Source organism: Pseudomonas sp. FBCC-B35 (genome assembly GCF_059133755.1).
The window spans coordinates 1,990,015-2,013,438 of record NZ_CP101439.1; the positions used below are offsets into that span (position 1 = coordinate 1,990,015).

The window sequence follows — 23,424 nt, forward strand, 5'->3', positions numbered from 1 at the left end:
TTTACAGCAGCTTGTCCAAGGTGATCGGGAACTCGCGGACCCGCTTGCCGGTGGCGTGATAAATGGCATTGGCCACGGCCGCAGCGACACCTACCACGCCGATCTCGCCCACGCCCTTGGAGCCCAGCTCGTTGACCACATCATCGTGCTCTTCCACAAAGATCACCTCGATATCATCAATGTCGGCATTCACCGGCACGTGGTACTCGGCCAGGTTGTGGTTGAGGATGCGGCCCAGCGCATGGTCGGTCTGGGTTTCTTCGTGTAGCGCCATGCCGATGCCCCACACCACGCCCCCCAGGATCTGGCTGCGCGCTGTCTTGGGGTTGACGACCCGGCCTGCAGCCACCGCACTGACCACGCGCTTGACGCGCACGGTCCCCAGGTCTTCGTCCACCGATACCTCGACGAAGACCGCCGAATGGGTGGCAGTGGAGTAGGGCTTGCGCTTGTCGTCAGGGCCCGCCTCGACCTGCACCTCGAAGCAGGCCTGCTGGGCACTGGGCAGCAGGTCGGCGAGGGCGAACGAATGCTCACCGGCGCTCACCTGGCCACCTGCGATCACGAAGTCGGAATCGTCCAGGCTGGCCAGGCTCTGGTGCTGTTGCCTGGCTTGCTCGACAACCTGCTTGCGCAGCTCCAGGCACGCTTTGCGCACGGCAGAACCGACGGAGGACACGGTGAACGACCCACCTTGCAACGGCGCCTTGGGCAAGGAGGAGTCGCCAAGCAGGAACGTGACATCGGCCATGTCGAGGCCCGCGGCATCGGCAGCGATCTGCGTCATGACGGTATAGGTGCCGGTGCCGATGTCCGTGGTGGCGCTGCTGACAGTCAAGTGCCCGTCACAGCCCAGACGCGCCTTGGCGCTGGCTTGCATCTGCATGGCTTCCCATACACCGCCGGCCATGCCCCAGCCTATGCGTTGATTGCCGTCCCGCATCGAGCCGGGCGCAGCCTGGCGCTTGGCCCAACCAAAACGCTCGGCCCCTTGTGCGTAACAGGCTAGCAGTTCCTTGCTCGAGTAAGGCTTACCCTCATTGCCATTGTGGCTGGCGAAGTTTCGTCGCCGCAACTCGACCGGGTCCAGCCCTGTTGCGCAGGCCAGTTCGTCCATGGCGCACTCCAGCGCCAGCATGCCCGAACCTGCACCCGGCGCGCGCATGTCCAATGGGGTGTAGACGTCCAGTGGGGCCAAGCGGTAGCTCAACGCGACGTTGTCGCATTGGTACAGCATGCCGCTCCACTCGACGACGTGCTCGGCAAAGTCTTCAAACCGTGACGTCTGGCCGATGGCGTCATGCCCAATGGCAGACAGGCGGCCTTGCTCATCGGCCGCCAGGCGCAGGCGTTGCTGTGTGCGTGGACGGTAGCCAAAGGTGAACATCTGCTGGCGGGTCAAGGTCACGCGCACCGAGCGCATCAGGTGCAGGGCAGCCATGACCGCCAGGGGCAGCTGGTACTGGGGACGCAGGCCGGAACCGAAGGCGCCACCGACGAAGGCTGCCTTGACGCGCAATTTTTCCTTGGGCAGTCCGAATACGTTGTGCACGTATTCCTGGCAATTCTGCGTGCCTTGGGTCTTGTCGTGGATGACCAGGCTACCATCGAGCTGGTAGCACACGGTGGAGGCGTGGGGCTCCATCGGGTTGTGGTGTTCGTTGGCCGTCCAGTAGGTGGCGTCCACGCGGGTAGGGGCGCTGGCATACTGGCCTGGGAAGTCACCACGGGGCTCAGGTGTTTCAGCCGGCGCCTCGTGCGCTTGACCCAGTACCTTTTCCAGGTCAGATTCATGCCTTTCCTGGCTGTACTGGATCTCGACCAACGAGCCCGCATGCCGAGCGATTTCCAGCGTCTGTGCGACGACCAGTGCGACGGGCTGACCGCTGTAGAACACGCGGTCATTGAACAACGGCCTGAAGGGTGAGCCCTCGGCTGCATCATCGTCACTGTAGTCATCGTCGTAGCTGGAAATGCGCGGACGGTTGATGTGGTCCAGTACTGCCACCACGCCTGGCACCTGTAGCGCTTTGTCGCTGTTGACCTTGACCACCCGGCCGCGGGCGATGGTGCTGGAAACGACGCTGCCGTGCAGCAGGCCTTCTTCCGGGTAATCGGCGGCATAACGTGCCTGGCCGGTGACCTTCGCCGCGCCGTCGACGCGGTCCGCTGGGGTTCCTACTACCTTGCTCATTGCGCGTCCCCCTCGAGGCTGCCGCCGGCGGCGGCCTCGTTCAATGCCCGAATGATGGCTTGTTGTGCCAGTTGCACCTTGAAGCCGTTCTGGCTCAGGGGTTGTGCCCCTTGCAGCAGGGCAGTGGCCACTTGCGTGAAGAGCTCGGTGCTGGGCGCCTTTGCTTGCAACATCGCTTCGACAGCTTCGTTGCGCCATGGCTTGTGGGCCACGCCACCCAAGGCGATGCGGGCCTCCTGAATAACCCCGCCTTCGATGTGCAGGGCAGCGGCGACCGAGACCAGCGCGAAGGCATAGGAGGCACGATCACGTACTTTCACGTAGCGGAAATGCTCGGCGAAGCCTTGATCAGGCAGCTCGATGGCGGTAATCAGCTCATCAGGCGCCAGGTGGTTGTCCTGCTGCGGCGTATCGCCGGGCAGGCGATGGAACTCGGCGAACGGAATCTGGCGTTTGGCGGCGGGCCCTTGCACATGCACCACGGCCTTCAGGGCAGCCAATGCCACGCACATGTCCGAAGGATGAGTCGCCACGCAAGCCTCGCTGGCGCCGAGAATCGCATGAATGCGATTCAAGCCGCTGCGTGCCGGGCAACCGCTGCCGGGTTCGCGTTTGTTGCAAGGCGTACCGGTGTCGTAGAAGTAGTAGCAGCGCGTACGTTGCAGCAGGTTGCCGCCGGTGCTTGCCATGTTGCGCAACTGAGGCGATGCACCGGCCAGGATCGCTTGCGACAGCAGTGGGTAACGCTGGCGGATGAGCGGGTCCCAGGCCAGGTCCGCGTTGCTGACCAACGCGCCGATCATTACACCGCCCGCGTTGGAGGACTCGATACGGTCAAGTTCCAGTCCTGTGATATCGATCAGTCGCTCGGGCCGTTCGACATTTTCCTTCATCAGGTCGACCAGGTTGGTCCCGCCTGCAATAAAACGCGAGGACGCATTGGTCAAGCGCAGTGCCTCGTCCAGCGAGGCAGGCTTGTGGTAGCTGAAAGGGGTCATGTGCGTGCCCTCTTGATCAGCGGCAGGGCCTGTTCGACGGCGGCCACGATGTTGCTGTAAGCGCCGCAGCGGCAAAGGTTGCCGCTCATCTGCTCGCGGATGTCGGCACGGGTATGAGCGTGACCTTCATTGGCGAGGCCCACGGCCGAGCAGATCTGGCCAGGGGTGCAGTAACCACACTGGAAGGCGTCCTGACTGATGAATGCCTGCTGCATGGGGTGCAGTTGGTCACCCTCGGCCAGGCCTTCGATGGTGACGAGGTCGGCACCTTCGCACATCACGGCCAGGGTCAGGCAAGCGTTCACCCGGCGGCCGTCGCGCAGCACGGTGCAGGCGCCGCATTGGCCATGGTCGCAACCTTTCTTGGTGCCCACCAGGTCCAGCTGCTCACGCAACAGGTCGAGCAGGGTGGTCCAGGGTTGTACTGTCAGGGCCTGGGGTTGGCCATTGAGGGTGAAGTTCAGGGTCTGCTGTGCAGCGCCCTGTTCAGGGAGTGCAGTCATGGTAGGTCCTCACGGTTCGATTGCGCACAGTAGGCTGTGTCTATGGAGTGCGACCGGTCAGGCGCCCGGAACGTTCATCCCAAGCGCCAAGCCCTTGTCATTTCTTGCCTGGAAGCACCGCGCTCAGCACTTGCTTGGCGGTCTGCACGATCACGCCGGCTTCATCCGGGTCACCCTTGAGCAAGGTGGTCGCAAACTTCCTGGCCTGCTCAAGTTTCAGGTGCGGCGGCAGTGGCGCTACGTTGGGGTCCGTCTTGAACTCGATCAGGACTGGGCGATCGGCCGCCAAGGCACGCTCCCAAGCGGGAGCGACATCTTCTTCACGCTCGACGTAGATACCCTCAAGACCAATCGAGATGGCGAACAAGTGATAAGGCACATCAGGGATCGACTGAGAGGCTTCGAACTTCGGATCGCCCTCCATCACGCGCTGCTCCCAGGTCACCTGGTTGAGGTCTTCGTTGTTGAACACCGCGCAGATCCACGTGGGGTTTTCCCACTGCTGCCAGTATTTGGCCACTGTGATCAGTTCGGCGAGGTTGTTCATCTGCATGGCGCCGTCGCCCACCAGGGCGATCACCGGCCGGGTCGGATGGGCGAACTTGGCAGCAATGGCGTAAGGTACGGCCGCACCCATGCAGGCCAGGCCCCCCGACAAGGAACACTGCATCCCTTCGCGGATCATCAGATCGCGGGCGTACCAGTTGGCGCACGAACCTGAATCACTGGATATGATCGCTTGGTCCGGCAGGCGCGGGGACAGCTCATGCACCACTCGCTGCGGGTTGATCGGGTCGGCCTTGACCAAAGCGCGTTTGGTCAATGTCTTGTCCCAGCTGGCGCGCCACTTCTCGATTTTCTTGCGCCAGCTGTGATCAGGGCGTGGGTGCAGCAAAGGTAGTAATGCCTGCAACGTCTGCGCCGCGTCACCGACTAGGTTCACCTCCATGGGGTAACGCAGGCTGAGCATGTCGGGTTGCAGGTCGATTTGCACGCCGCGCGCCTGACCTTCCTTGGGTAGGAATTCGGAATACGGGAAGCCAGAACCAATCATCAGCAGCGTGTCACATTCGGCCATCAACTTGTAGCTCGGCTCCGTCCCGAGCAGGCCGATGGCGCCAGTCACCCACGGCAGCTCATCGGGCAGCACGCCCTTGCCCAGCAAGGCCTTGGCAACGCCAGCACCCAGTTGCTCGGCCACTGCGGCTACCTCGTCACTGGCACCCAGCGCGCCGGCCCCGACCAGGATGGCGACCTTGCGTCCGGCGTTGAGCACATCGGCGGCGCGTTGCAGGTCGGCATCGAAGGGGACCACCTTGGGTTTACTGTAACCAACGCCCGAATGAACGGTGCCATGGGCGCGGGGCGGGTCTTCGTAGGGCAGGTCCTGCAGATCGTTGGGCAGAATCACGGCAGTCACACGTCGCTCTCCAACGGCCGTGCGCACGGCGCGGTCTACCAGATGACGTACCTGTTCGGGCGTGGATGCCTGTTGCACGAACGCACCAGCGACGTCCTTGAACATCGAGACCAGGTCCAGCTCCTGCTGATAGTGACCGCCCAAGGCTGCGCGCGCCTGCTGGCCCACGATGGCCAGCACCGGCTGATGGTCCATGCGCGCGTCGTACAAACCGGTCAGCAGATGCGAAGCACCCGGGCCGGACGTCGCGATGCAGACGCCCAGCTCGCCGGTGAACTTGGCGTGGGCACTGGCCATGAAGGCAGCCATCTCTTCGTGCCGGGCCTGGATGAATTCGATCTTGCCGCCCGCGCGGTTCAGGGCGCCGAACACACCGTTGATCCCGTCGCCTGGGTAACCAAAGATGCGGCGTACGCCCCATTGGTACAGCCGCTCGACCAGAAAATCGCCTACAGTGCCACTCATTGTCTTCTCCTGCCGCGTCTCGGATAAGTTCTGGACTTGACAGGGAATACTAAAGTTTCAACGGACTTGAAGCGGTTCAGCCGACCGGAATAACCCGTTCGTGCAGATCAACCGTGCTTGCGCAGCGCTTCGATCAACTCGGCCTTGGTCATGGTCGAGCGGCCCTTGATGTCCTTGCTGCGTGCCTCCTTGAGCAGACTTTCCTTGGTCTGCGATTCGAGGGACGCCGAGCTGTTGCGCGCGTGCCCCTCACGGGTCTTGGCAGCTCGTTTGGCAGAGTCCGAACGTGCGCTTTCCTTGTCCGTACTGCTGGTCTTGCTGCCAGAGCCACCTTGCTTGTCGCCCCCACCGGATTGCTTGTTCACCGTAGCCCAGGCGCGCGCCTCGGCTTTGTCCTTGGAGAGCCCTTTGTCCTCGTAACTTTGCTCGATGTGCTCGGCTTTGCGCTTTTGCTCTTGGGTGTACTTGTCCTTGTCGCCGCGTGCCATGGTCGCCGCTCCTCTCTGATGGATATAGGGTTGAAGGCCAGCACGCGCTCAAGTGCCTGTTGGCGGACGGGCGGTGGCCCTTTTAATCGGCGGACTCCACCTGAGAAAGGGGACGGGCAACGTGCTCCAGTGACCGGCGCTCTGCGGCTACGCCGTAAACGGCCTGAACGAATGCCGCTACCAGCATGAGCGCGGCGCCGAGCAGATACCCATACCAGACCTGGGTGCGCTCGCCCGATTCGATCAAGGCACCGAACAACGTCGGCCCCACCATGCCACCGAGCCCTGTGCCGAATGCATAGAACACGGCAATGGCCAGAGCGCGGATCTCCAGCGGGAAGGTTTCTGCGACAGTAAGGTAGGCAGAGCTGGCCGCAGCCGATGCGAAGAAAAAGATCACCATCCAGGCGATCGTTTGCTCGATGGCATCGATCATCCCCTGTTCGAACAGGTAGCCGCTCAGGGTCAGCAGTATGCCCGACAGGGCATACGTGGCGCTGATCATGATGCGCCGCCCCAGCACATCGAACAGCCGCCCGAGCAACAGCGGGCCACAGAAGTTGCCGAGCGCGAACGGCAGGACATACCAGCCAACGCTGGAGGAGGGCACATCGTAGAAATCGGTCAGCACCAGGGCATAGGTGAAGAAGATGGCATTGTAGAAAAACGCCTGCGCCGTGAGCAGCGTCAGGCCTACCATGGCCCGGCGTCTGTGGACCACGAACAGGCTGTGAAAGATCTCGGGCAAAGGCGTGTGATGCCTGGCACGCAATTGCAGGGGCGAAACATCTACCGCAGGCAGTCTCAAGCCTTGAGCGCGGCACTTGCGCTCGATATCGGCCACTATACGCTCAGCAGCTTCGGGCTGATCGTGAATCATCAGCCACCGCGGGCTCTCCGGCACCCACAGCCGCATCAGCATGATCAGCAATCCCAACGCGGCGCCGGTGCCGAAACAGAGGCGCCATCCGAGGTCGCCGTTCGCGATCGACGGGTCCAGAAGCACGATGGCGCCCACTGCACCCAGCGCAGCGCCGAGCCAGAATGTGCCGTTGATGGTCAGATCGACCCAGCCCCTGTAGCGCGCTGGGGTGAACTCCTGGATGGTCGAATTGATGGCCGTATATTCCCCACCAATGCCCGCGCCTGTGAGAAAGCGAAATGCCAGAAAGCTCCACAGATTCCAGGAAAATGCCGTGGCTGCAGTGGCCCCGATATAGAGCGCCAGGGTGATGAAGAACAGTTTGCGCCGGCCCAGGCGGTCGGTCAGCCATCCGAAAAAGAGTGCGCCGAGCACCGCCCCTGCGATGTAGGTGGCGCCAGCCAGACCAACGTTGCGGTTGCTCATGGCCAGAGCAGGGCTGTCCTTCAGGGCGCCGGCCAGTGACCCGGCAAGGGTGACTTCCAGGCCGTCCAGTAGCCACGTGATGCCAAGCGCCACCACCAGCAACGTGTGAAACCGGGTCCATGGCAGTCGATCAAGGCGGGCAGGAATATCCGTAGTGTAGAGCCGCTGATCGGGGCTGCTGGCATGTGTGCCGTGTCTAGGTTTAGTCGTCACGCCAGCCTCGAGCCTCTATCGCTGCCGTTCACAGGAAGGGCTGCGAAGCAGCCCTTAGATTCCAGGTATCAGGCTCGGTGAGCCTTTGCGATGATCAAGTACCCCTGATGATCAGCTACCGCCACCCGAGCCGCCTGCGCCGCCCGTACCGCCACCTGTACCGCCGCTCCCGGTCCCACTGCCCATACCGGTACCCCCGCTGCCGCCCATGTCGCCTCTACCGCCCATGTCGCCGCTCCCGGTACCGCCCATGCCTGAGCCACTCCCGGTGCCGCCGGGACCCGTGTTCGCCCCACTACCGGTACCCGAGCCTGAGGTTGTGCCATCGCCACCCGTGGCGTCCGTACCATTGCTTCCGGTGCCACTGCCGGTACCCATGCCGTCCCCTGGGGTGCCGGAACCGGTAGCGCCGCCGGTGCCATTCATGGTCCCGTGATCACCCGACTGCATGCTGGGGGTGTGCTGATCGTTCATGTTGGTAGCTGCCATGACCATTGGCGCGGACGCACCCAGGCAGAGTGCAAGCAGCAAGGAAGAAGGTTTTAGCATTGTCATGATGAAGCTCCTTTTATGAGGTGTCCTCGTAGTGTTCGTCAGGCTGCACTACCACGCCGTGCCCTGTAGGCGACGAACGGGCCTTTCCCTAGGGCGATGAAGTGCCAACCGACCGCCTGGCAGGGCATGCGGTTTTTTGCGGGTGTTCCGGCGCTTGACGGGGGTCATACAGGAAAACCACGTCACTTCGTGGATGTTTTCAGACAGGAACCAGCGATGAACAGCCCGTCCAGCACCGCCGCCAACACAGATCGAACCGTACCCAGCCAGCTTGGGTTTCCGGTGGTAGGCATTGGTGCCTCGGCAGGCGGTATCGCCGCGCTCAAGGTTTTCTTCGAACACATGCCGGCTGAGAGCGGCATGGCATTCGTCATCGTGCTGCACCTCTCGCCCGATCATCAGCGCGTCGCGGACGGGATCATTCGGGCCGCGACTTCCATGCCGGTCGTACAGGTAAACTGCTGCGTGCCCATCGAGCCCGATCACGTCTATGTCATTTCACCTGCCTGGCAACTGATCATGACTGACGGCCACCTCAAGGTCGTTCCCTCGTCGCGGCCACTGGGCAAGCATGTCGCCATCGATTTGTTCTTCCGTGATCTGGCCGATGTGCACAAGCAGCGAAGCTTCTGTGTAGTGCTTTCCGGTGCGGGCAGTGATGGTGCCGTGGGCTTGTCGCGTATCAAGGAGCAAGGCGGCATCACCTTGGTGCAGAGCCCGGCCGATGCCGAATTCGACGGGATGCCGCTGGCTGCCATTGCCACCGGACTGGTCGATGCGATACTGCCGGTAGCCGACATACCGCAAAAACTGCTCGGTTTCTGGATGGGCATGCGCAGCATCCGTGTCGCCGATCCAGAGGCCGGAATCCAAGCCAACGCTGCGCAAGCGGGAGAGGATAGCGAGCAGGCGCTGCAGGACATTCTCATGACCCTGCGCAACTGTACCGGGTACGATTTCCAGCACTACAAGCGCGCGACGGTCATACGGCGCATCGAACGCCGCTTGCAGATCACTGGCCGGGCCGACCTGCCGAGCTACCTGCGTCATCTTGAGCAGCACCCTGATGAGGCAAAGAACCTGCTCGAAGACCTGCTGATCGGTGTGACGAACTATTTTCGCGACCGGGAAGCCTTCGAGGCGCTCGAGCGCTTGGTATTGAGCGTTGTCTTGAACCCAGGTGGCCCTGAGGACAAGCGTGAAGACGTGCGAATCTGGTCCGCTGGCTGCTCAACGGGAGAAGAGGCCTACAGCCTGGCGATACTGTGTGCCGAACACCGCAAACTTGAGCCTGCTCCGCTCAAGCTGCAGGTATTTGCCACCGACATCGACGAGCGTGCGATTGCCATAGGTCGCGCGGGGATCTACCCCGAGGCGATCATCACCGATGTATCAACCACGCGCCTGCGCCAGTACTTCGCCAAGGAGAACGATCACTACCGGGTAAGGAAGGAAATTCGTGAGAAGGTTCTGTTCGCCAGGCACAGCTTGCTTTGCGACCCGCCTTTCTCACAGGTAGACCTGATCGTGTGTCGCAACGTGCTCATCTATCTGGATCGCGAGATCCAGAAACAAATGCTGCAGATGTTCTATTTCGCGCTGCGCCCTGGCGGCTACCTGTTCATGGGCTCCTCGGAGTCTGCTGACCTGTGCCCGGAGCTGTTCAAGGCGGTCGATAAACGCAACCGGATTTTCCGCGCCAATGTCGCCGCCAACATCCCCGTCGAGCAAAATCAAAATCAGGTGATGACGAGCCTGGAGAGCGAGCTGCATCGCACCAAGCTGCACCTGCAGGAAACCATCGAACAGTCGGAAGTCTCCAGCGAAGCGTTAGAAGCTTCCAACGAAGAACTGCAAGCCACCAACCAAGAGCTGCGCTTGGCTACCGAAGAGCTGGAAACCCGTAAGGAAGAGCTTCAGTCGATCAACGAAGAATTGCTCACGGTCAATTTCGAGCTCAAGAGCAAGGTCGAAGAAACCGACAAGATCAACGACTACTTGGCCAACCTGATCGCTTCTACCGACATCGCCACAGTGTTCGTGGATCGCAACATGCATATCCGCTGGTTCACGCCGAGAGCGCAAGACATCTTCAGCATGCGCCAGACGGACACGGGCCGTTCGCTGCTGGATATCACCCATCGGCTCGATTATCCGAAAATGACCGAAGACGCGGCTGCGGTTCATCAATCGCTGACCGTCAGGGAACGGGAGGTCAGTAGCAGTGACCGGCGCTGGTACATCGCTCGCCTGTTGCCTTATCGCTCGAGCGAGGACCACATCGACGGTACGGTGCTCACGTTCATCGACATCACCAAACGGCGTGAAGCTGAACAGGACCTGCGCCTGGGACAAGAGCGCATGCGACTGGTAGCGGAAAGCACCCAGGACTTTGCCATCATCATCCTGGACGGCAACGGCGTCATCTGTGAGTGGAATCGCGGTGCGGAGTCTATCTTCGGCCACAGTGCCGAGCAGATTGCCGGCAGCCATTTCGACGTGCTGTTCACGGACCAGGATCGAGCTGCTGGTGTACCTGAAGCCGAATTGCGCAAAGCCCAGGTAAATGGGCGTGCCGAAGACGAGCGCTGGCATTTGCGTCGCGACGGGAGCCGCTTGTACTGCAGCGGGGAAACGGCGCGCTTGCGTGGTGATACCCCGGGGTACGTGAAGATTGCCCGTGATATGACGGGGCAGAAGCACCTGCAGGATGAACAGGGCAAGCGCCTGGCTGAGACACGTACCAGCAGCTTGCTCAAGGATGAGTTCTTCGCCTTCATGTCGCACGAGCTCAAGCATCCGCTGAACCTCATTCAGCTCAATGCCGAGATATTGCGCCGACTGCCTGCCGTGCAGTACACGGCCAAGGGTGGCAAGGCGCTTGCCGTGATCAACGACGCAGTGACCAGCCAGACCCGCATCATCGATGATTTGCTAGACGTCGCTCGCCTGCGGACCGGAAAGCTCATGCTCAAGAAAGAGCTTCTGGATCTGGCCGATATGCTCAAGTCGATACATGCCATGGCCATTGAGGAGTACCCCACGGCCCGGATCCTCCTCGTACTGCCCGAACCGCGCGGTCCGATGGTGGTTTATGGTGATGCGACGCGTCTCGAGCAGATCATCTGGAACCTGATCAACAATGCCCTGAAGTTCAGCGGCCCGCAGGCATGGGTCACGGTCGAGCTCTCGCTTACCGAAAAAAACGTGCGTTTGGCTGTCAGCGACAACGGCCCTGGCCTGTCTGCAGATGATGTGACAGACATCTTCGAGCTGTTTCGGCAGCCCCACCACACCCGTCATCACGGTGACGGCCTGGGCATCGGGTTGTCACTGGTCAAGCAACTGGTGCAGGCCCATGGCGGTACTGTGAGCGCACACTCGGCGGGGCTGGGGCTTGGTTCAACATTCAGTGTCCAGCTACCGCTGTCGCAGCGCACCCTTGGGAAGGGCGCAGCCAACCCAGACGCTGGGCCCAGTGAAGGCAGGCTGAAGGGCGTTCATGTCTTGCTGGTAGACGATTCTGCGGACGTTGTGGACGTCATGCGGATGCTGCTGGAAATGGAAGACGCCCACGTTACTACGTTCCTCAATCCGGTTGAGGCGCTGGAGAATGTGGGAGGGCACCGGTTCGATGTGATACTGACCGATATCGGCATGCCTGAAATGGACGGGCACGCATTCATCACGGCGATTCGTGAACAAGCTCAGTATCAGGCGACGCCTGCAATCGCGTTGAGTGGCTATGGGGTCAGCCCGCCAAGCCGGGAGGGTCGGGTCGCGCACTTCGACCTGCAACTGACCAAGCCCGTGCACTACGACGAGCTGGTAGGCGCCATTGAGTCACTCTGTCGTGCCTCGCAAACGCTTTGAAAGGAAATCGGTGGGCAGTGCAGCTCACCGGCTTAGCGGCACATTCGAGGGCCACCTGCCGAGAGCCTCGCCAGTAAGCCATATCTTGGACAACTTGCGCCCGGCACGTTCGCGCGCCATTGAACGTGCCTTGGGTTATTGCCGCCATGGACTTTTCCCCATCCACTACTTGCACGCCATTGCTTGGCGCGTTTCGTCAGCCTGATGTGAATTACTTGCGCGATAGGCCGTGGGGCGTCGGTCCCTTGAGAACACAGGGCTCACTTGTGTGACCCCGAGAGGGGCAAACGACCAGGCCAAACGGCTGGCCGACCTAGCGATGAGAATCGTTGATCAACGTTGAAACGACCGGTGTGGCGCCCGCTGCGTCGGCACGATGATGAGGATTTACCGATGTTCATGCACAACAAACGATTGCAGTACACCGTCCGTGTCTCCCGGCCCGACCCCGGCCTTGCGAACCTGTTGCTCGAACAGTTTGGCGGGCCCCAGGGTGAACTTGCCGCCGCGATGCGTTATTTCACCCAGGCCGTGACCGAGGATGATCCAGGGCGCAAGGACATGTTGTTCGATATCGCCACCGAAGAACTCAGCCACCTCGAGATCATTGGGTCGATTGTGGTGATGCTCAACAAAGGTGCCAAAGGCCGTTTGGCCGAGGGTGTGGAAGCCGAGGGTGAACTGTATCGATCACTCACGGGCGCGGGTAACGACTCGCATGTCACCAGCCTTTTGTATGGTGGTGGCGCTGCGCTGGTGAACTCTGGAGGCATTCCCTGGACGGCTGCCTACATCGACACCATTGGAGAGCCTACGGCAGACCTGCGTTCGAACATTGCCGCCGAGGCCCGCGCCAAGATCGTGTACGAGCGTCTGATCAACGTGACCGATGATCCCGGCATCAAAGATGCGCTCGGTTTTCTGATGAGCCGAGAAATCGCCCATCAGATGTCTTTCGAGAAGGCGCTGCATTCCATTCAGCCCAACTTCCCGCAAGGCAAAATGCCGGGTGATCCCGAGTTCAACCGCACTTACTTCAACATGTCCCACGGCGGTGAGGTGCGCGGATCGTGGAACGAAGGTCAGGATTGGGTCTATGTAGATCAGCCGCAGCCGGCTGTGGATGGCGGTAACGGTATGGCTTCGGTGGAGTTGGATGGAGCCAGTGCGGACGCAGTGGAGGCCATGAAGCTAAGGACCATGTCCGATCCCGACCTCCAACCGATGACCGGTGCCGAACTGGGCAAGGTCAATGGTGATGAGCCTATGTGAGACGGCAGGGCAGCGGACCGCCGGGTCCGCTGCCACGTTCAAGCGTCACAGGTGACGCTCTCAAGCCCCCCGCATACCCAGGTTGTCTCGCCCTTGCGCATGCACGTTCGCCTCCTGCGGCAGCGCCGTAACCTTGATGGCCCGCACCGGTACGGCGAACTTGGCGCCGATTTTCGAGAACCGCTCAAGCAGCTTGAAGTTGATGGCCTGTTGAATGTCCATGTACAGGTTGTAGCCTGGGTCCTGCACGATATAGACACATTCGAACTCAAGCGCTTCCTTGCCGAAGCCCCGCAGGTGCGCGCGGTCGAAGCGTGCTTGCGTTTGCGCCTTGATCGCTTCCTCTACGATCCCGGGTGCCTTCTTCACCGCCTCGGTAGGCGTGTCATAGGAAAGACCAAATTCGAACACGATGCGTCGTTCTTGCAGGCGCTTGTAGTTCTGGATGGTGCTGCTGATCATGCTGGCATTGGCCATGACGATCTGCTCGCCGCCCAGGCTGCGGATGCGCGTGGTTTTCAGGCCTACATGTTCGACGGTACCGGCCAATGGGCCAATGACGATGAAGTCGCCCACCTCGAACGGCTTGTCCACGGCGATGGACAGCGAGGCGAACAGGTCACCCAAAATGTTCTGCACAGCCAGGGCGACCGCAATACCGCCCACACCCAAGCTGGCGACGAAGGCGGTGATGTTCACGCCCAGGTTCGACAGCATGGCCAGTAGCACGATCGACCACAACAATACCCGCGCACCCCAGGCCGACAACGTGGCAAGGGCACTGCTCTGCTGGGAACCGTCCGGATTGTGGCGGGTGAAGTAGCGGTCCAGGCCCAGACCGATGGCACGGTTGACCCACAGGCCGATCTGCAACGCGGCGACGACGAACCAGAGGCTGCCGACCCGGCTCAACCAACGCTCCGGCAGGTCGAGCATGCTCAACCCTACCAACAGTGAAGCCAGGAACAGTAGCGAGTTGCTGGTGCCTGACAGTACTTTCTCAACCACATGGCTCATGGCACCGGCGTGAGATGACCAGTGCTTGACGCGCCGCTGTACGAAGCTTATGGCGGCCCTGGCCACCAGGAACGTCAGGACGGCCACAGTGACGGCGAGTAACAGGTTCAGAATGGAAATACCGAAGAACGTGGTATCGGTGAAGAGTGTAATGATGCGATCGCTCATGAAGGCTTGCCTCCTCTAGCAAAGATTTCGAGGTGTCAGGCGTCGAGCAAAACAATTGCCCTGCGAGTGGTTATCAGAGGGTGGGTGCACGTCGATCATAAGAAGATGAACAGTGCAGACCGGGTAAGGGGCCGTGCGCCCGTAGGCCATTGATTGGCCCACGATTGACAACAGGTGGGGCCCCGTCCGGCGATGCGCTGAGAGGGCTCCTCATGGATGCGGCACGTCGTCTTCGAGCGTTGCGCCGGTACGCGCAGCCAGCGCACGGTACTCCTTGCGCAGCTCGCGCAGCGTCTTGCTGTCCATGGCCTCCAGGTCCAGCACCGAACGTTGCGCCGATTGAGTGGCGCGGATCAGCTCATCGAGCTTGACGTGAATGATGTCGTTGTCCCGGTTCTGGGTGTTTTGGATCAGAAACACCATCAGGAATGTGATGATGGTGGTCGAGGTGTTGATGATCAGTTGCCAGGTATCGTTGTAGTGGAACCATGGGCCGGAAACCGCCCACATGATGATGAGCACGATGGCCATCAGGAATGTGCTGGGGCGGCCAGCCTGGTTGGATAGCCACTGACAGAACTGCGCGAACTTCATCGGATCCCTCCTGGTGATTGCAGTGGTTTGCGGCGGCGCAGCGTACGCCGCCAGGTGTGAAACGGTCAGCCGTCAGATTGTTCTTCAGGTGGCACCTGGCCTTCCGGCCATTCCGGAGCCGGCTCTGTGGGCGCCTGTTCAGGTGTACCAATGGTGTCACCCGGATTGTGGGGTACGTCGTCCACATAAGGGTCTGGATGATTGGGGTCAGTCATGTTGGATTCCTCTGGGATGTGCTGCGTTAGTGCCCAGCCCGTTGCCGGGTGTTCCATCGATCTGCCCAGTGGAACGTCCTGACACTGAAGCGGCTCCATCATTGAGTGAGTTCAACGGACTACTGAGATGATCTACTTAGGCTGTGCAGGCTGGAGTCTGCCCAAGGAGCATGCCCCGGCTTTTCCCGAGGCAGGCAGCCATCTGGAGCGCTACGCTGCGCGCCTGAGCGCTGTGGAAATCAACAGTTCGTTCTACCGGCCCCATCGGCCGCAAACCTACGCGCGCTGGGCCACATCGACACCTGAGGGCTTTCGCTTCTCGGTCAAGGTGCCCAAGGCCATTACCCATGAGATGCGTCTGCAAGGGTGTGAAGCGGCGTTGGACAGCTTTCTGGCCCAATGCGGGGAGTTGGGGGAGAAACTGGGCTGCTTGCTGGTCCAGCTACCACCGTCGCTAAGCTTTGACGAAGCGGTAGCCAGGCGTTTTTTCGAAGCGCTGCGCCGCCGGTCCGACAAGCCGGTCGTCGTCGAACCTAGGCATGCGACATGGTATTCAGCGCAAACGCTGCTGATTGACCTTCAGGTGGGACAGGTGGCGGCAAGTCCGCCTAGATTCGTGCTAGACGGCCAGCCCTCAGGATGGCCAGGCATAGCGTATTGGCGGTTGCACGGCGTACCGGTTTTGTATCACAGCGCTTATTCCGATCCATGCTTACGGCAGCTTGGCGCGCAGGTGACACGTACCCATGTTCAGGGGGCGATCACCTGGTGCATCTTTGACAACACAGCCAGTGGCGCCGCCGTGGGTGATGCGTTGACGGTTCGCAGTCAACTGGGCTAAGCGAAGCGGATCAAACTTTTCCCCAGCGTTGCGCTCTGCTCATAAAGACACCCTGTTGAAGTTGGAGATGCCCATGAAAGACACTCATACCCACACCGGCGACAAAGTCCCGCGTCCGATCTCCTCTGAGGAAGCGCAAAAAGGCGAGCAGTCACCTGATCCGGTGTTGGAACGCCCTGATCCGGCCACTGAGGCCGTAGACAAGGCGATCACCCCGACATCCATCAAGGAACTGGAAGAGCAGACGCGGGCGATCGAGCAGAAGACTGAGAACGTCGAAAAGCGCCTGGATCGCTAAGCGATGGGGTCGTTTTGCTGCATGCGCTGGGCTTTCCCGAAATTGAAGCCAGCGGCTTAGTGCTGCAATGGGCCGCAAAGCGGCCCCACGATTTGAGCTGGGCGCCTGACAGTCAACTTGACACCTTCAGCTACCGGGGCCGGCCCGGCGCTCCGGCAAAGGCACTCACACCTAGATCCACGTTAACCCGGCTCCATCCTCGTATTCTTCTTCCATCCTCGCAGATTCATGACGCACAGCGTGAACTGCAGAATGATCAGCGCCCAGGCCTCGGCGTGCCAGCCCCAGGCCGCCCATAACAGATTGCTTGCAATGAAACAGCAGAAGCCGACCTTGCGGCGGGCGGGTCGCCGCGACCCTATGCACCATGCTGCCACTACCGTCAGCACCATGGCCGGCCATTCCAGCCAATCGATCCAATCCTCCATCGCGCTGTCCTCGGTCTTGGTTTGTTCGTGGGACAGGCCAGCTGAGGACGGGTTCAGATCGTTCCTCTACCCGGATACGCATGGCCATGACAGCGCGGGCACACACGTTTTTTTGAACCTCACCCAGCCTTGGCTTGCCCACTTGAGAGGTACTGCTTTGAATCGTGATCAAGAGGAGGGATGTCATGCCCAGTACAGCACGCAAGGTCCGTTATGGTGTAGTGGCCGGGGGCTCGATTTCCCAGGGTGCGTTCATGCCTGGTATCGGGCAGACCGACAACTCGGAAATTACCGTCCTGGTCACCGGGGATGAGGAAAAAGCCCGACAGTTGGGCGAGCGTTATGCCCTGCGCACCTACCATTACGACCAGTATGCTCAGATGCTTGCTGCGCGGGAGGTGGATGCGCTCTACATCGCAACGCCTAATTTCCGTCACCGTGAATTCGTGGTGCCGGCGCTCGAAGCCGGTATTCATGTATTGCTCGAAAAGCCCATGGGCATCAGCGAAGCCGACTGCAAGGCCATGATCGAGGCCTCGAAACGCACTGGGACGAAGCTGATGGTTGCCTACCGTCTGCACTGCGAGCCTGGCACGCTGGACATGATCGAGCGTGTGCACAAGGGCGATTTCGGTGATCCCAGGTTGTTCACCTCTATCTTCACGCAGCGGGTCAAGCCCAATAACCACCGTGCCCAGAATGGTTTCGAGGCCGGGCCGGTGCCCGACATGGGCCCCTATCCCCTGAACATGGTTCGCCAGTTGTTCAACGCCGAACCCATCGAAGTCTCGGCCATGGGAGTTCGCTCGCCTGGCAGCACCATGGACACCTGGGACACGGTCACCGTGAGCCTGCGCTTCGAAGACGAACGACTGGCCCAGTTCACCGTCAGCTATACCTTGCCGTCTACCGAGCGGTTCCAGTTATTGGGCACCAAGGGCGAGATCGAGGCTTCACCGTGCTTTGGTTATGGGGAAGGGGTGGCGATCAGCTACAGGGCCACCATCGATGGCGAGACGCGTGTGCACGTTAACCCTGTGGTGGATCAATTTGCTGGGGAAACTGCTTATTTCTCCGACTGCATCCTCAACAACGTCGCGCCCGAACCCGACGGGGAGGAGGGGTGGCGCGATGTACGGGTAGTCGAGGCGATCAAGCGAGCGCTTGAAACCGGTACGCCACAACAGCTGGAACCGCTGCCCGCTCGCCCGTTCGCGCGGCGATCCGAACAACGCAGGGCCTTTGCCCTGGCCCCAGTACCGCCGATGGTCGATGCCGAATCGCCGGCAGAATAGCGGGCGAGCTGCGCGCTCCCTTGAGGGGGCGCGCAGGCTTGATCACGCGGCTCGCTGCTCCGACTTGCCCTTGAGCAGTTTCTTCTGCGCCATCATCGTCTTGCCCATCTCCTCGAGTTGCTGCTTACCCAGCAGCTTGCGTGCCGTAGGGAACAGCTCGCTTTCTTCTTCCTCGATATGATGCTCCAGCAACTCTTTCATCACCTTGACCCGGCCTGCAAACTCGACCGTGCCGGTGTCTGTGCCTTCAAGGTCAGGAAGCACCAGTGAATCGACGGTACGGTGCTCTTCCTTGGCCTCGTAGTACATCTTTTCCTCTTCCTTGCCGCCAGCCTCTTTAATGGCCGGGTACAGGATTTCCTCCTCCAGCGCGGTATGGATAGTGACTTCCTGCTTGATGCGTTCCAGCAGTTCGGCACGCTTTTTCACCGCGCGCTCCGTTGTCGAAGACAACTCTTCGAGCAGTTTCTTGACCAACTGGTGGTCCTGGGTCAGCAATTCGATGGCGTTCATGGATCACCTCTGCAGGTTGTTGTAATCACGGTTGCCATGGGTTGAGTCGAGCGCCAGGCCATCAGTTCCGCTGCGCAGATGACGTGCCTGGCGTGTACCCTCATCTACACGGTGCGCGGCCACCCAGTGCCAACGCTGCGCGCAGCGCCGCCAGGTGCGTGAGGCCTTGCGGCAGGTTGCCCAGGTACTCTCCCGTGCCAGGGTCGACCATCTCCGAATAGATGCCTGCGCCATGGGCAAGGCCTTGCAAGGCAGCTTCATAGGCGTGCTGCGCCCGTTCGTGTTGGCCGAGCAGCACCCAAGCCTCTACCAGCCAGAACGTGCACGCCAGGAAGCAGCCTTCCTCCTCGACCGCACCGCTGTAGCGGTAGTGGAAGGGGCCTGCCGACAAGCTTTGCTGCACAGCCTCCAGGGTGCTTTGCAGCCTCTCAGGCGCCGGATAGCCGAAGCGCACCGCCAGGGCGATACCTGCGTCCAGCCGGTCGCTGCCTGGGTAGAACACATACGCCTGGCGGCCCTCATGCCAGCAATGGGTTTCGATCCACTCGAAAACACGGTCACGCTCGCGCGCCCAGCGCTGCCGGCAGGTTGTGGGTAGATGGCCGCCGTCGGCCAGTTCGATGGCCCGGCTCAGGGCCTGCCAGCAGCTGATCTTCGACAGGGTGTAGTGCCGCGTTTCTGGTAACTCCCAGATACCGGCATCGGGCTGGCGCCACTGGTCTGCGCATTGATCGGCCAGCCGTGACAGCAGCACTGCACTGCTGCCGTCCAGGATGTTGCCGGTGTCGATGAAACAACGGGCAGTTTCGAAAATGTCGCCGAACACGCCGTGCTGCAACTGGTCGCGGGCGTCGTTGCCCACTACGGGCGGGGATTGCTTGTAGCCCGGCAGGTCGATGGTGCGTGTGCAGTCACCGATGGCCCCGTCCAGGGTGTAGAAGACCTGCGCGCCGTGCTCGGCCAGCCTGCGCAGCAACCAGGTAAACGCAGCCTTGGCTTCAGGCTGAGCGCCAATGCCGAGGAAGGCTTCGATGGTATACCCGGCATCGCGTATCCATGCGAACCGATAGTCATAGTTCTTAGTGCCGCCTATGCGCTCTGGCAACGACGTGGTGGCAGCCGCCATGATCGAACCGCTGGGTGATGACAGCAACAACTTGAGCGCCAGCGCGTTGCGTATCACCACCGACTGATAGGGGCCTTTATAGATGAGGCTTTTCGACCACTGCCGCCATTCACGATCAGAGCCGTCGATGCGTTCATCGATCAGGCTCAGTGGCGGCACCACCAAGGGCTCGTCACGCCCCGCGATCAGGGCCACCACGGTGCGTTGCCCCGGCGAGGTGTCGAGTGTGGCGCGCACGCCTATGTCGTCCTTGCGCCGCACGCTGATCTGTTGATCATGCAGGAACATCCCGAGAATATGGCCTGCGTGAAAAACGCAGCCGTTGTCGTTGGGCGTGAGGTACGGGCTAACCGTGTCGGCCTGGGTACCAAAATCGATGGCGATCTCAAGCGTGACCGACCCTTCGATGCCCTCGATACGGCGAGCCAGTTCCGCCCAGGGTAAGCGCCCGGCAGGCCCGCTGTTTAGCGATTCGGTCAATCGCACCCTGCCGGTAGAGGTGATGTACTCGGTTTCCATCACATTGCTGCCGGGGCGATAGCGACGCTTTGCCTGATAGGGCTGGGTTGGGGTGATGGCAAAGTAACCGCCGGTCCTGGGCGAGAGCAGTCGATCGAACAGAGGGGGGGAGTCCATGTGGGGCACGCACCACCAGTCGATGGAACCGTCCAGGCCCACCAGTGCTACCGAGCGTCCATCGCCAAGGGCCGCATACTGCTCCAGCGCCAGCCAGCCACCGGTATCTCGTTGGGGCTCGGCACATTGCCGCGGGCTTTCAGATACGTCTTCCACATTGCAGCTCCTGCACCTTTTGTACAGGTGTGACTGAAGCGAAGCGACAACAGTTCGGCACAAATGGGCAACGGCAAGACGATGACTGTCGGGTCAAAATAAATGGAATTTTTTGTTACGCCTTTGGCTCCATTAGGCTGAGTTTGATGGAGGAGAGTCCAATGGCAGGACAACAACTGTATGTAATCGAGTACGAGCTACACGGAGAATTCAGGACTTTCATCATTCGACTGGAACGCATGGACAACGCCGAGGCCTGGCACTGGGCGAGTTGCGATGCAGGCGTCGGTATCATCCCGCGGTTCGGTCAGCACAAGATCAAGAAAGTCAGCCGACCCATGGCTGAGCGCTATGGGTTGACCAACGTGCGGTGGCGGGTCTCGGGCAAAGGCCCGGAGTTCGTCGCGCCGGCGGTAGACATGACGAAATTCGCAGTTGCCACTGAGAAGTCCTGAATTAGATTGGCGACACGCCGGTGGCACGGGCCCCGGCGTGTTCGTGTCCAGGCGTGTGTGTTCAGCCGTTCAGGGCTACGGGTACAGGAGTGTCGATAGTCGCACGGCGCTGTTGGCGCCGGCCCGTACGTGACCTGTGACCTGACCAAGTGCTTCATGGCGCACGGTGAGGTGCAACGTGGCCAGCCCTGCTTCGTCTGTCGCCACTTCAACGAGCATTGCCTTCCCTTGGGTTTGAATGCGCAGCGGTTGCGGTTGCACGGTTTCGATGCTCGCCTCCTGAAGCATGCTGCCGCCGAGCTGAACCCAAAGCGGCTTGCTCGGCGCTCCCCTTACTTCAATCGAAAGATCGGCAGGGCTTGCGCTGCGACTCAGTCGTTTGTACTGCACCTGCACCTTGCCATCGGCGCTGCTCGCCTGGGTATCGATCAGCCAGGTACTGGCCGGCATTGCGGCCATTACTACACCCAGGGGCAGCAAAAGTGCACACCATTTAATGCGTCCGGCGGGCCAAAAAGGGTGGTGCGCATTGGCGCTTTCGGGCGCTGGATAATGCTTGGAATTCATCGGGTGCTCATTCATCGAGATGTGATCAGGCTCGTTCGCCGCGTAGCCAGCGTTGGTGATAATGCGCAAGTTGCGACAACCCATAGACTGCCCCCTGGCGCATCACTTCTTCACGCTCGGCAAAAAAACGTTGGGTGCCGGTAAAAACGGCAAGCGGCTCACCCGCGAATGCCCAGGCAAAACACAGCGTACCTGGCGGAATTTTGCCTTGCGCGGCAGGCCCCGCTACGCCCGTGGTGGCGATGGCGACGGTAGCGTTGCTGTCTTTCAATGCGCCCAATGCCATTTCCCAGGCCACCGCCTCGCTGGTCAGGCCATAGCGCTCGATGGTCGTGGGGCTGACGCCTAGCAGACGCTGCTTGGCAGCAGGAGAGTAGACGACGTAGCCGCTTTCGAGCACCTCGGCTGTTCCTGGCAGGGCGGCCAGTGCCGCTACCATGGCGCCTGCAGTGCAGGACTCGGCAGTGGTCAGAACAAGGTCATGTTTTTTCAAATACTCGAAAACGGACTCAATCGGCTCAGTGACCATACCTGTAACTCGCGCAGCATTTTGCAGTGGACGCGAGCGCAAGGCTTTTGGTTCAGTGCATGTGCGCCCGCCCGTCCATCGCGCAACAATCGAGCTGAACTTAGCAGGACTTTCATGCTTCCTCTTCAAAGAGGTTGAAAAACCGATCAAACCTGGAGAGCGGTTATGAACGAGCCTGTGACGTACTTCTGGATTGCCGTGGCGGTCCTCATTCTACTGGTGGACTTGTGGGCGATCGTCAGCGTGTTTCGTAGTGACAAGACCGATTCCACAAAGGCGGCCTGGGCGCTATTGCTCCTGGCGCTGCCTGTTGCGGGTCTGGCGATCTGGGGTATTTGGGGGCCGCGTGGCATCAAGCGCGGCACTGGACCTTCTTCCCCTGAACATAGCAAAGGCTGAGGTGTCTTCATGAGCACATCGAATGAGCAGGACGCCAAGCGCGTTGAGCAAGCGCGTACCACAGGCGAAGAAGAGCGAGACAATGACGCTCACCGTCCAGACGGGTCTACGGGCACCGAGCAGGACACTACGGCGCAGAAGACCGCCAGGGATGTGCCTGCGCACAAGCCGTAAAGCAGTGTTCAGCCAGCTTCGCTACACCGCGCGACGTCAACGGCAGCCAAGCGCTGTTGACTAACGCGTGGGCATTGTCCCTGCCCGTGAATACTTTCTAGGAGCCGTACTGTGCCACGTATCATCACCCCAGCCACCCCGGAGCACGAAATCCAGGAGCATAATGCCCGCATGTTCGGCTCGCCCAAGGAGCGGCTGGACTTCTACCGACAGGAAATCCAGTACGAGACCAGCATCCTTGCCAATCGTACGGATGCTTATCTGGCTGCCCAGTCATTTCTGGTGATTGCCTACGCATCTGCCATGGGCAACACCAATCAGAGTTGGGGTGAAATGTTCACGTTGGTGGTGCCGCCGTTTCTGGCGCTGCTTGGCGTGCTCAGTTCACTGAACGCCTGGCCAGGTATTCACGCCGCCTACAAGATCATCGAGCATTGGCAGCTCAAACAGAGCCATCTGCTGCGAAGCGAACCCATGATGGGCCTGGCTTATGACGAGTCGCCCTTGTTCAGCGAGACCGAAACCTCCCAGGCCGGTCATCGCAAGTCCTTGCTGTTCTCGCTGCGTACACCCTGGATTTTCCTCGTGTGCTGGGTCTTGCTGGGGTCATACGCCATCTTTATTCAGTTGGCATAAAGACCAGGCCTTTCAACTCTTGGCCGCGGGGCCCATGATAGGCGCCTT

At 60.7% G+C, this 23,424-nt stretch carries 24 protein-coding genes; 9 read left to right on the forward strand and 15 right to left on the reverse strand.

The annotated features are described in order from the left end of the window. Position 1 precedes the first annotated feature (1 nt). The 7 genes from NMB38_RS09200 to NMB38_RS09230 form a co-directional block, all read right to left on the reverse strand. The gene (locus NMB38_RS09200; RefSeq protein WP_132578773.1) at positions 2 to 2,194 is read right to left on the reverse strand and encodes a xanthine dehydrogenase family protein molybdopterin-binding subunit; all 2,193 of its coding nucleotides are present in this window, start codon (positions 2,192 to 2,194) and stop codon (positions 2 to 4) included. Then, a complete protein-coding gene (locus NMB38_RS09205; protein WP_027914734.1) occupies positions 2,191 to 3,192 on the reverse strand; it encodes an FAD binding domain-containing protein in 1,002 nt (333 codons plus the stop codon). The genes NMB38_RS09200 and NMB38_RS09205 overlap by 4 nt, the downstream gene beginning before the upstream one ends. Next, a complete protein-coding gene (locus NMB38_RS09210; RefSeq protein WP_023536023.1) occupies positions 3,189 to 3,695 on the reverse strand; it encodes a (2Fe-2S)-binding protein in 507 nt (168 codons plus the stop codon). Before NMB38_RS09210 ends, NMB38_RS09205 begins: the two co-directional genes overlap by 4 nt. A gap of 97 nt (positions 3,696 to 3,792) precedes the next feature. Continuing rightward, positions 3,793 to 5,580 carry a thiamine pyrophosphate-requiring protein gene (locus NMB38_RS09215; RefSeq protein ID WP_132578774.1) on the reverse strand — a complete coding sequence of 596 codons (1,788 nt, stop codon included), beginning with the start codon at positions 5,578 to 5,580 and terminating at the stop codon, positions 3,793 to 3,795. Between the two features lie 107 nt (positions 5,581 to 5,687). Then, on the reverse strand, positions 5,688 to 6,068 hold the full coding sequence (locus NMB38_RS09220; protein ID WP_027914736.1) for a hypothetical protein: 381 nt from the start codon (positions 6,066 to 6,068) through the stop codon (positions 5,688 to 5,690). A gap of 82 nt (positions 6,069 to 6,150) precedes the next feature. After that, a complete protein-coding gene (locus NMB38_RS09225) occupies positions 6,151 to 7,629 on the reverse strand; it encodes an MFS transporter (RefSeq protein WP_494355007.1) in 1,479 nt (492 codons plus the stop codon). A gap of 111 nt (positions 7,630 to 7,740) precedes the next feature. Continuing rightward, positions 7,741 to 8,184, reverse strand: coding sequence for a hypothetical protein (locus tag NMB38_RS09230; RefSeq protein ID WP_027914738.1), 444 nt, complete (start codon positions 8,182 to 8,184; stop codon positions 7,741 to 7,743). 216 nt (positions 8,185 to 8,400) lie between these two features. On the opposite strand from NMB38_RS09230, the gene NMB38_RS09235 reads away from it, so the two are divergent. Next, on the forward strand, positions 8,401 to 12,057 hold the full coding sequence (locus NMB38_RS09235; RefSeq protein WP_490805852.1) for a CheR family methyltransferase: 3,657 nt from the start codon (positions 8,401 to 8,403) through the stop codon (positions 12,055 to 12,057). A gap of 393 nt (positions 12,058 to 12,450) precedes the next feature. Beyond that, positions 12,451 to 13,329 (forward strand): manganese catalase family protein, encoded by an 879-nt coding sequence (locus tag NMB38_RS09240; RefSeq protein ID WP_110606782.1) that lies wholly within the window; start codon positions 12,451 to 12,453, stop codon positions 13,327 to 13,329. A gap of 60 nt (positions 13,330 to 13,389) precedes the next feature. Here the strand turns inward: NMB38_RS09240 and NMB38_RS09245 are convergent, their stop codons facing one another. The 3 genes from NMB38_RS09245 to NMB38_RS09255 form a co-directional block, all read right to left on the reverse strand. After that, positions 13,390 to 14,514 carry a mechanosensitive ion channel family protein gene (locus NMB38_RS09245; RefSeq protein WP_494355008.1) on the reverse strand — a complete coding sequence of 375 codons (1,125 nt, stop codon included), beginning with the start codon at positions 14,512 to 14,514 and terminating at the stop codon, positions 13,390 to 13,392. A 210-nt stretch (positions 14,515 to 14,724) separates the two neighbouring features. After that, positions 14,725 to 15,108 (reverse strand): low affinity iron permease family protein, encoded by a 384-nt coding sequence (locus tag NMB38_RS09250; protein ID WP_042139293.1) that lies wholly within the window; start codon positions 15,106 to 15,108, stop codon positions 14,725 to 14,727. 65 nt (positions 15,109 to 15,173) lie between these two features. After that, positions 15,174 to 15,323: a hypothetical protein gene (locus NMB38_RS09255; RefSeq protein ID WP_154665190.1), complete on the reverse strand. Its 150-nt coding sequence runs from the start codon at positions 15,321 to 15,323 to the stop codon at positions 15,174 to 15,176. Positions 15,324 to 15,450: 127 nt separating this feature from the next. Between NMB38_RS09255 and NMB38_RS09260 the strand changes: the two genes are divergently transcribed. Both NMB38_RS09260 and NMB38_RS09265 read left to right on the forward strand, forming a co-directional pair. Next, positions 15,451 to 16,164 carry a DUF72 domain-containing protein gene (locus NMB38_RS09260; RefSeq protein WP_494355009.1) on the forward strand — a complete coding sequence of 238 codons (714 nt, stop codon included), beginning with the start codon at positions 15,451 to 15,453 and terminating at the stop codon, positions 16,162 to 16,164. 73 nt (positions 16,165 to 16,237) lie between these two features. Continuing rightward, entirely contained in the window at positions 16,238 to 16,462 is a 225-nt protein-coding gene (locus NMB38_RS09265) for a hypothetical protein (protein WP_286885067.1), read from the forward strand. A 182-nt stretch (positions 16,463 to 16,644) separates the two neighbouring features. On the opposite strand, the gene NMB38_RS09270 is transcribed toward NMB38_RS09265, so the two are convergent. Further along, positions 16,645 to 16,890, reverse strand: a complete 246-nt coding sequence (locus tag NMB38_RS09270; RefSeq protein ID WP_027914743.1) for a hypothetical protein — start codon at positions 16,888 to 16,890, stop codon at positions 16,645 to 16,647. Between the two features lie 185 nt (positions 16,891 to 17,075). Here NMB38_RS09270 and NMB38_RS09275 point away from each other — a divergent pair, with 185 nt between their 5' ends. Next, positions 17,076 to 18,185, forward strand: a complete 1,110-nt coding sequence (locus NMB38_RS09275) for a Gfo/Idh/MocA family protein (RefSeq protein ID WP_494355010.1) — start codon at positions 17,076 to 17,078, stop codon at positions 18,183 to 18,185. Positions 18,186 to 18,227: 42 nt separating this feature from the next. On the opposite strand, the gene NMB38_RS09280 is transcribed toward NMB38_RS09275, so the two are convergent. Beyond that, positions 18,228 to 18,698 carry a PA2171 family ribosome-binding persister protein gene (locus tag NMB38_RS09280; protein WP_027914745.1) on the reverse strand — a complete coding sequence of 157 codons (471 nt, stop codon included), beginning with the start codon at positions 18,696 to 18,698 and terminating at the stop codon, positions 18,228 to 18,230. A gap of 100 nt (positions 18,699 to 18,798) precedes the next feature. Further along, positions 18,799 to 20,553, reverse strand: coding sequence for a glycoside hydrolase family 15 protein (locus tag NMB38_RS09285; RefSeq protein ID WP_494355079.1), 1,755 nt, complete (start codon positions 20,551 to 20,553; stop codon positions 18,799 to 18,801). A gap of 224 nt (positions 20,554 to 20,777) precedes the next feature. Here NMB38_RS09285 and NMB38_RS09290 point away from each other — a divergent pair, with 224 nt between their 5' ends. Next, entirely contained in the window at positions 20,778 to 21,071 is a 294-nt protein-coding gene (locus NMB38_RS09290) for a DUF6555 family protein (RefSeq protein ID WP_027914747.1), read from the forward strand. Positions 21,072 to 21,146: 75 nt separating this feature from the next. Here NMB38_RS09290 and NMB38_RS09295 read toward each other — a convergent pair whose 3' ends face one another. After that, entirely contained in the window at positions 21,147 to 21,707 is a 561-nt protein-coding gene (locus NMB38_RS09295) for a hypothetical protein (protein ID WP_192576858.1), read from the reverse strand. After that, complete coding sequence (locus tag NMB38_RS09300) at positions 21,664 to 22,167, reverse strand: CinA family protein (RefSeq protein ID WP_027914749.1); 504 nt, start codon at positions 22,165 to 22,167, stop codon at positions 21,664 to 21,666. Before NMB38_RS09300 ends, NMB38_RS09295 begins: the two co-directional genes overlap by 44 nt. A 165-nt stretch (positions 22,168 to 22,332) precedes the next feature. Between NMB38_RS09300 and NMB38_RS09305 the strand changes: the two genes are divergently transcribed. The 3 genes from NMB38_RS09305 to NMB38_RS09315 all read left to right on the forward strand — a co-directional run bounded on the left by NMB38_RS09305 (position 22,333) and on the right by NMB38_RS09315 (position 23,376). Continuing rightward, positions 22,333 to 22,566, forward strand: a complete 234-nt coding sequence (locus NMB38_RS09305; protein ID WP_027914750.1) for a PLDc N-terminal domain-containing protein — start codon at positions 22,333 to 22,335, stop codon at positions 22,564 to 22,566. 9 nt (positions 22,567 to 22,575) lie between these two features. After that, positions 22,576 to 22,740: a hypothetical protein gene (locus NMB38_RS09310; RefSeq protein ID WP_168199527.1), complete on the forward strand. Its 165-nt coding sequence runs from the start codon at positions 22,576 to 22,578 to the stop codon at positions 22,738 to 22,740. 111 nt (positions 22,741 to 22,851) lie between these two features. Then, positions 22,852 to 23,376 (forward strand): hypothetical protein, encoded by a 525-nt coding sequence (locus NMB38_RS09315; protein ID WP_023536033.1) that lies wholly within the window; start codon positions 22,852 to 22,854, stop codon positions 23,374 to 23,376. The last annotated feature ends 48 nt before the right edge of the window (positions 23,377 to 23,424 follow it).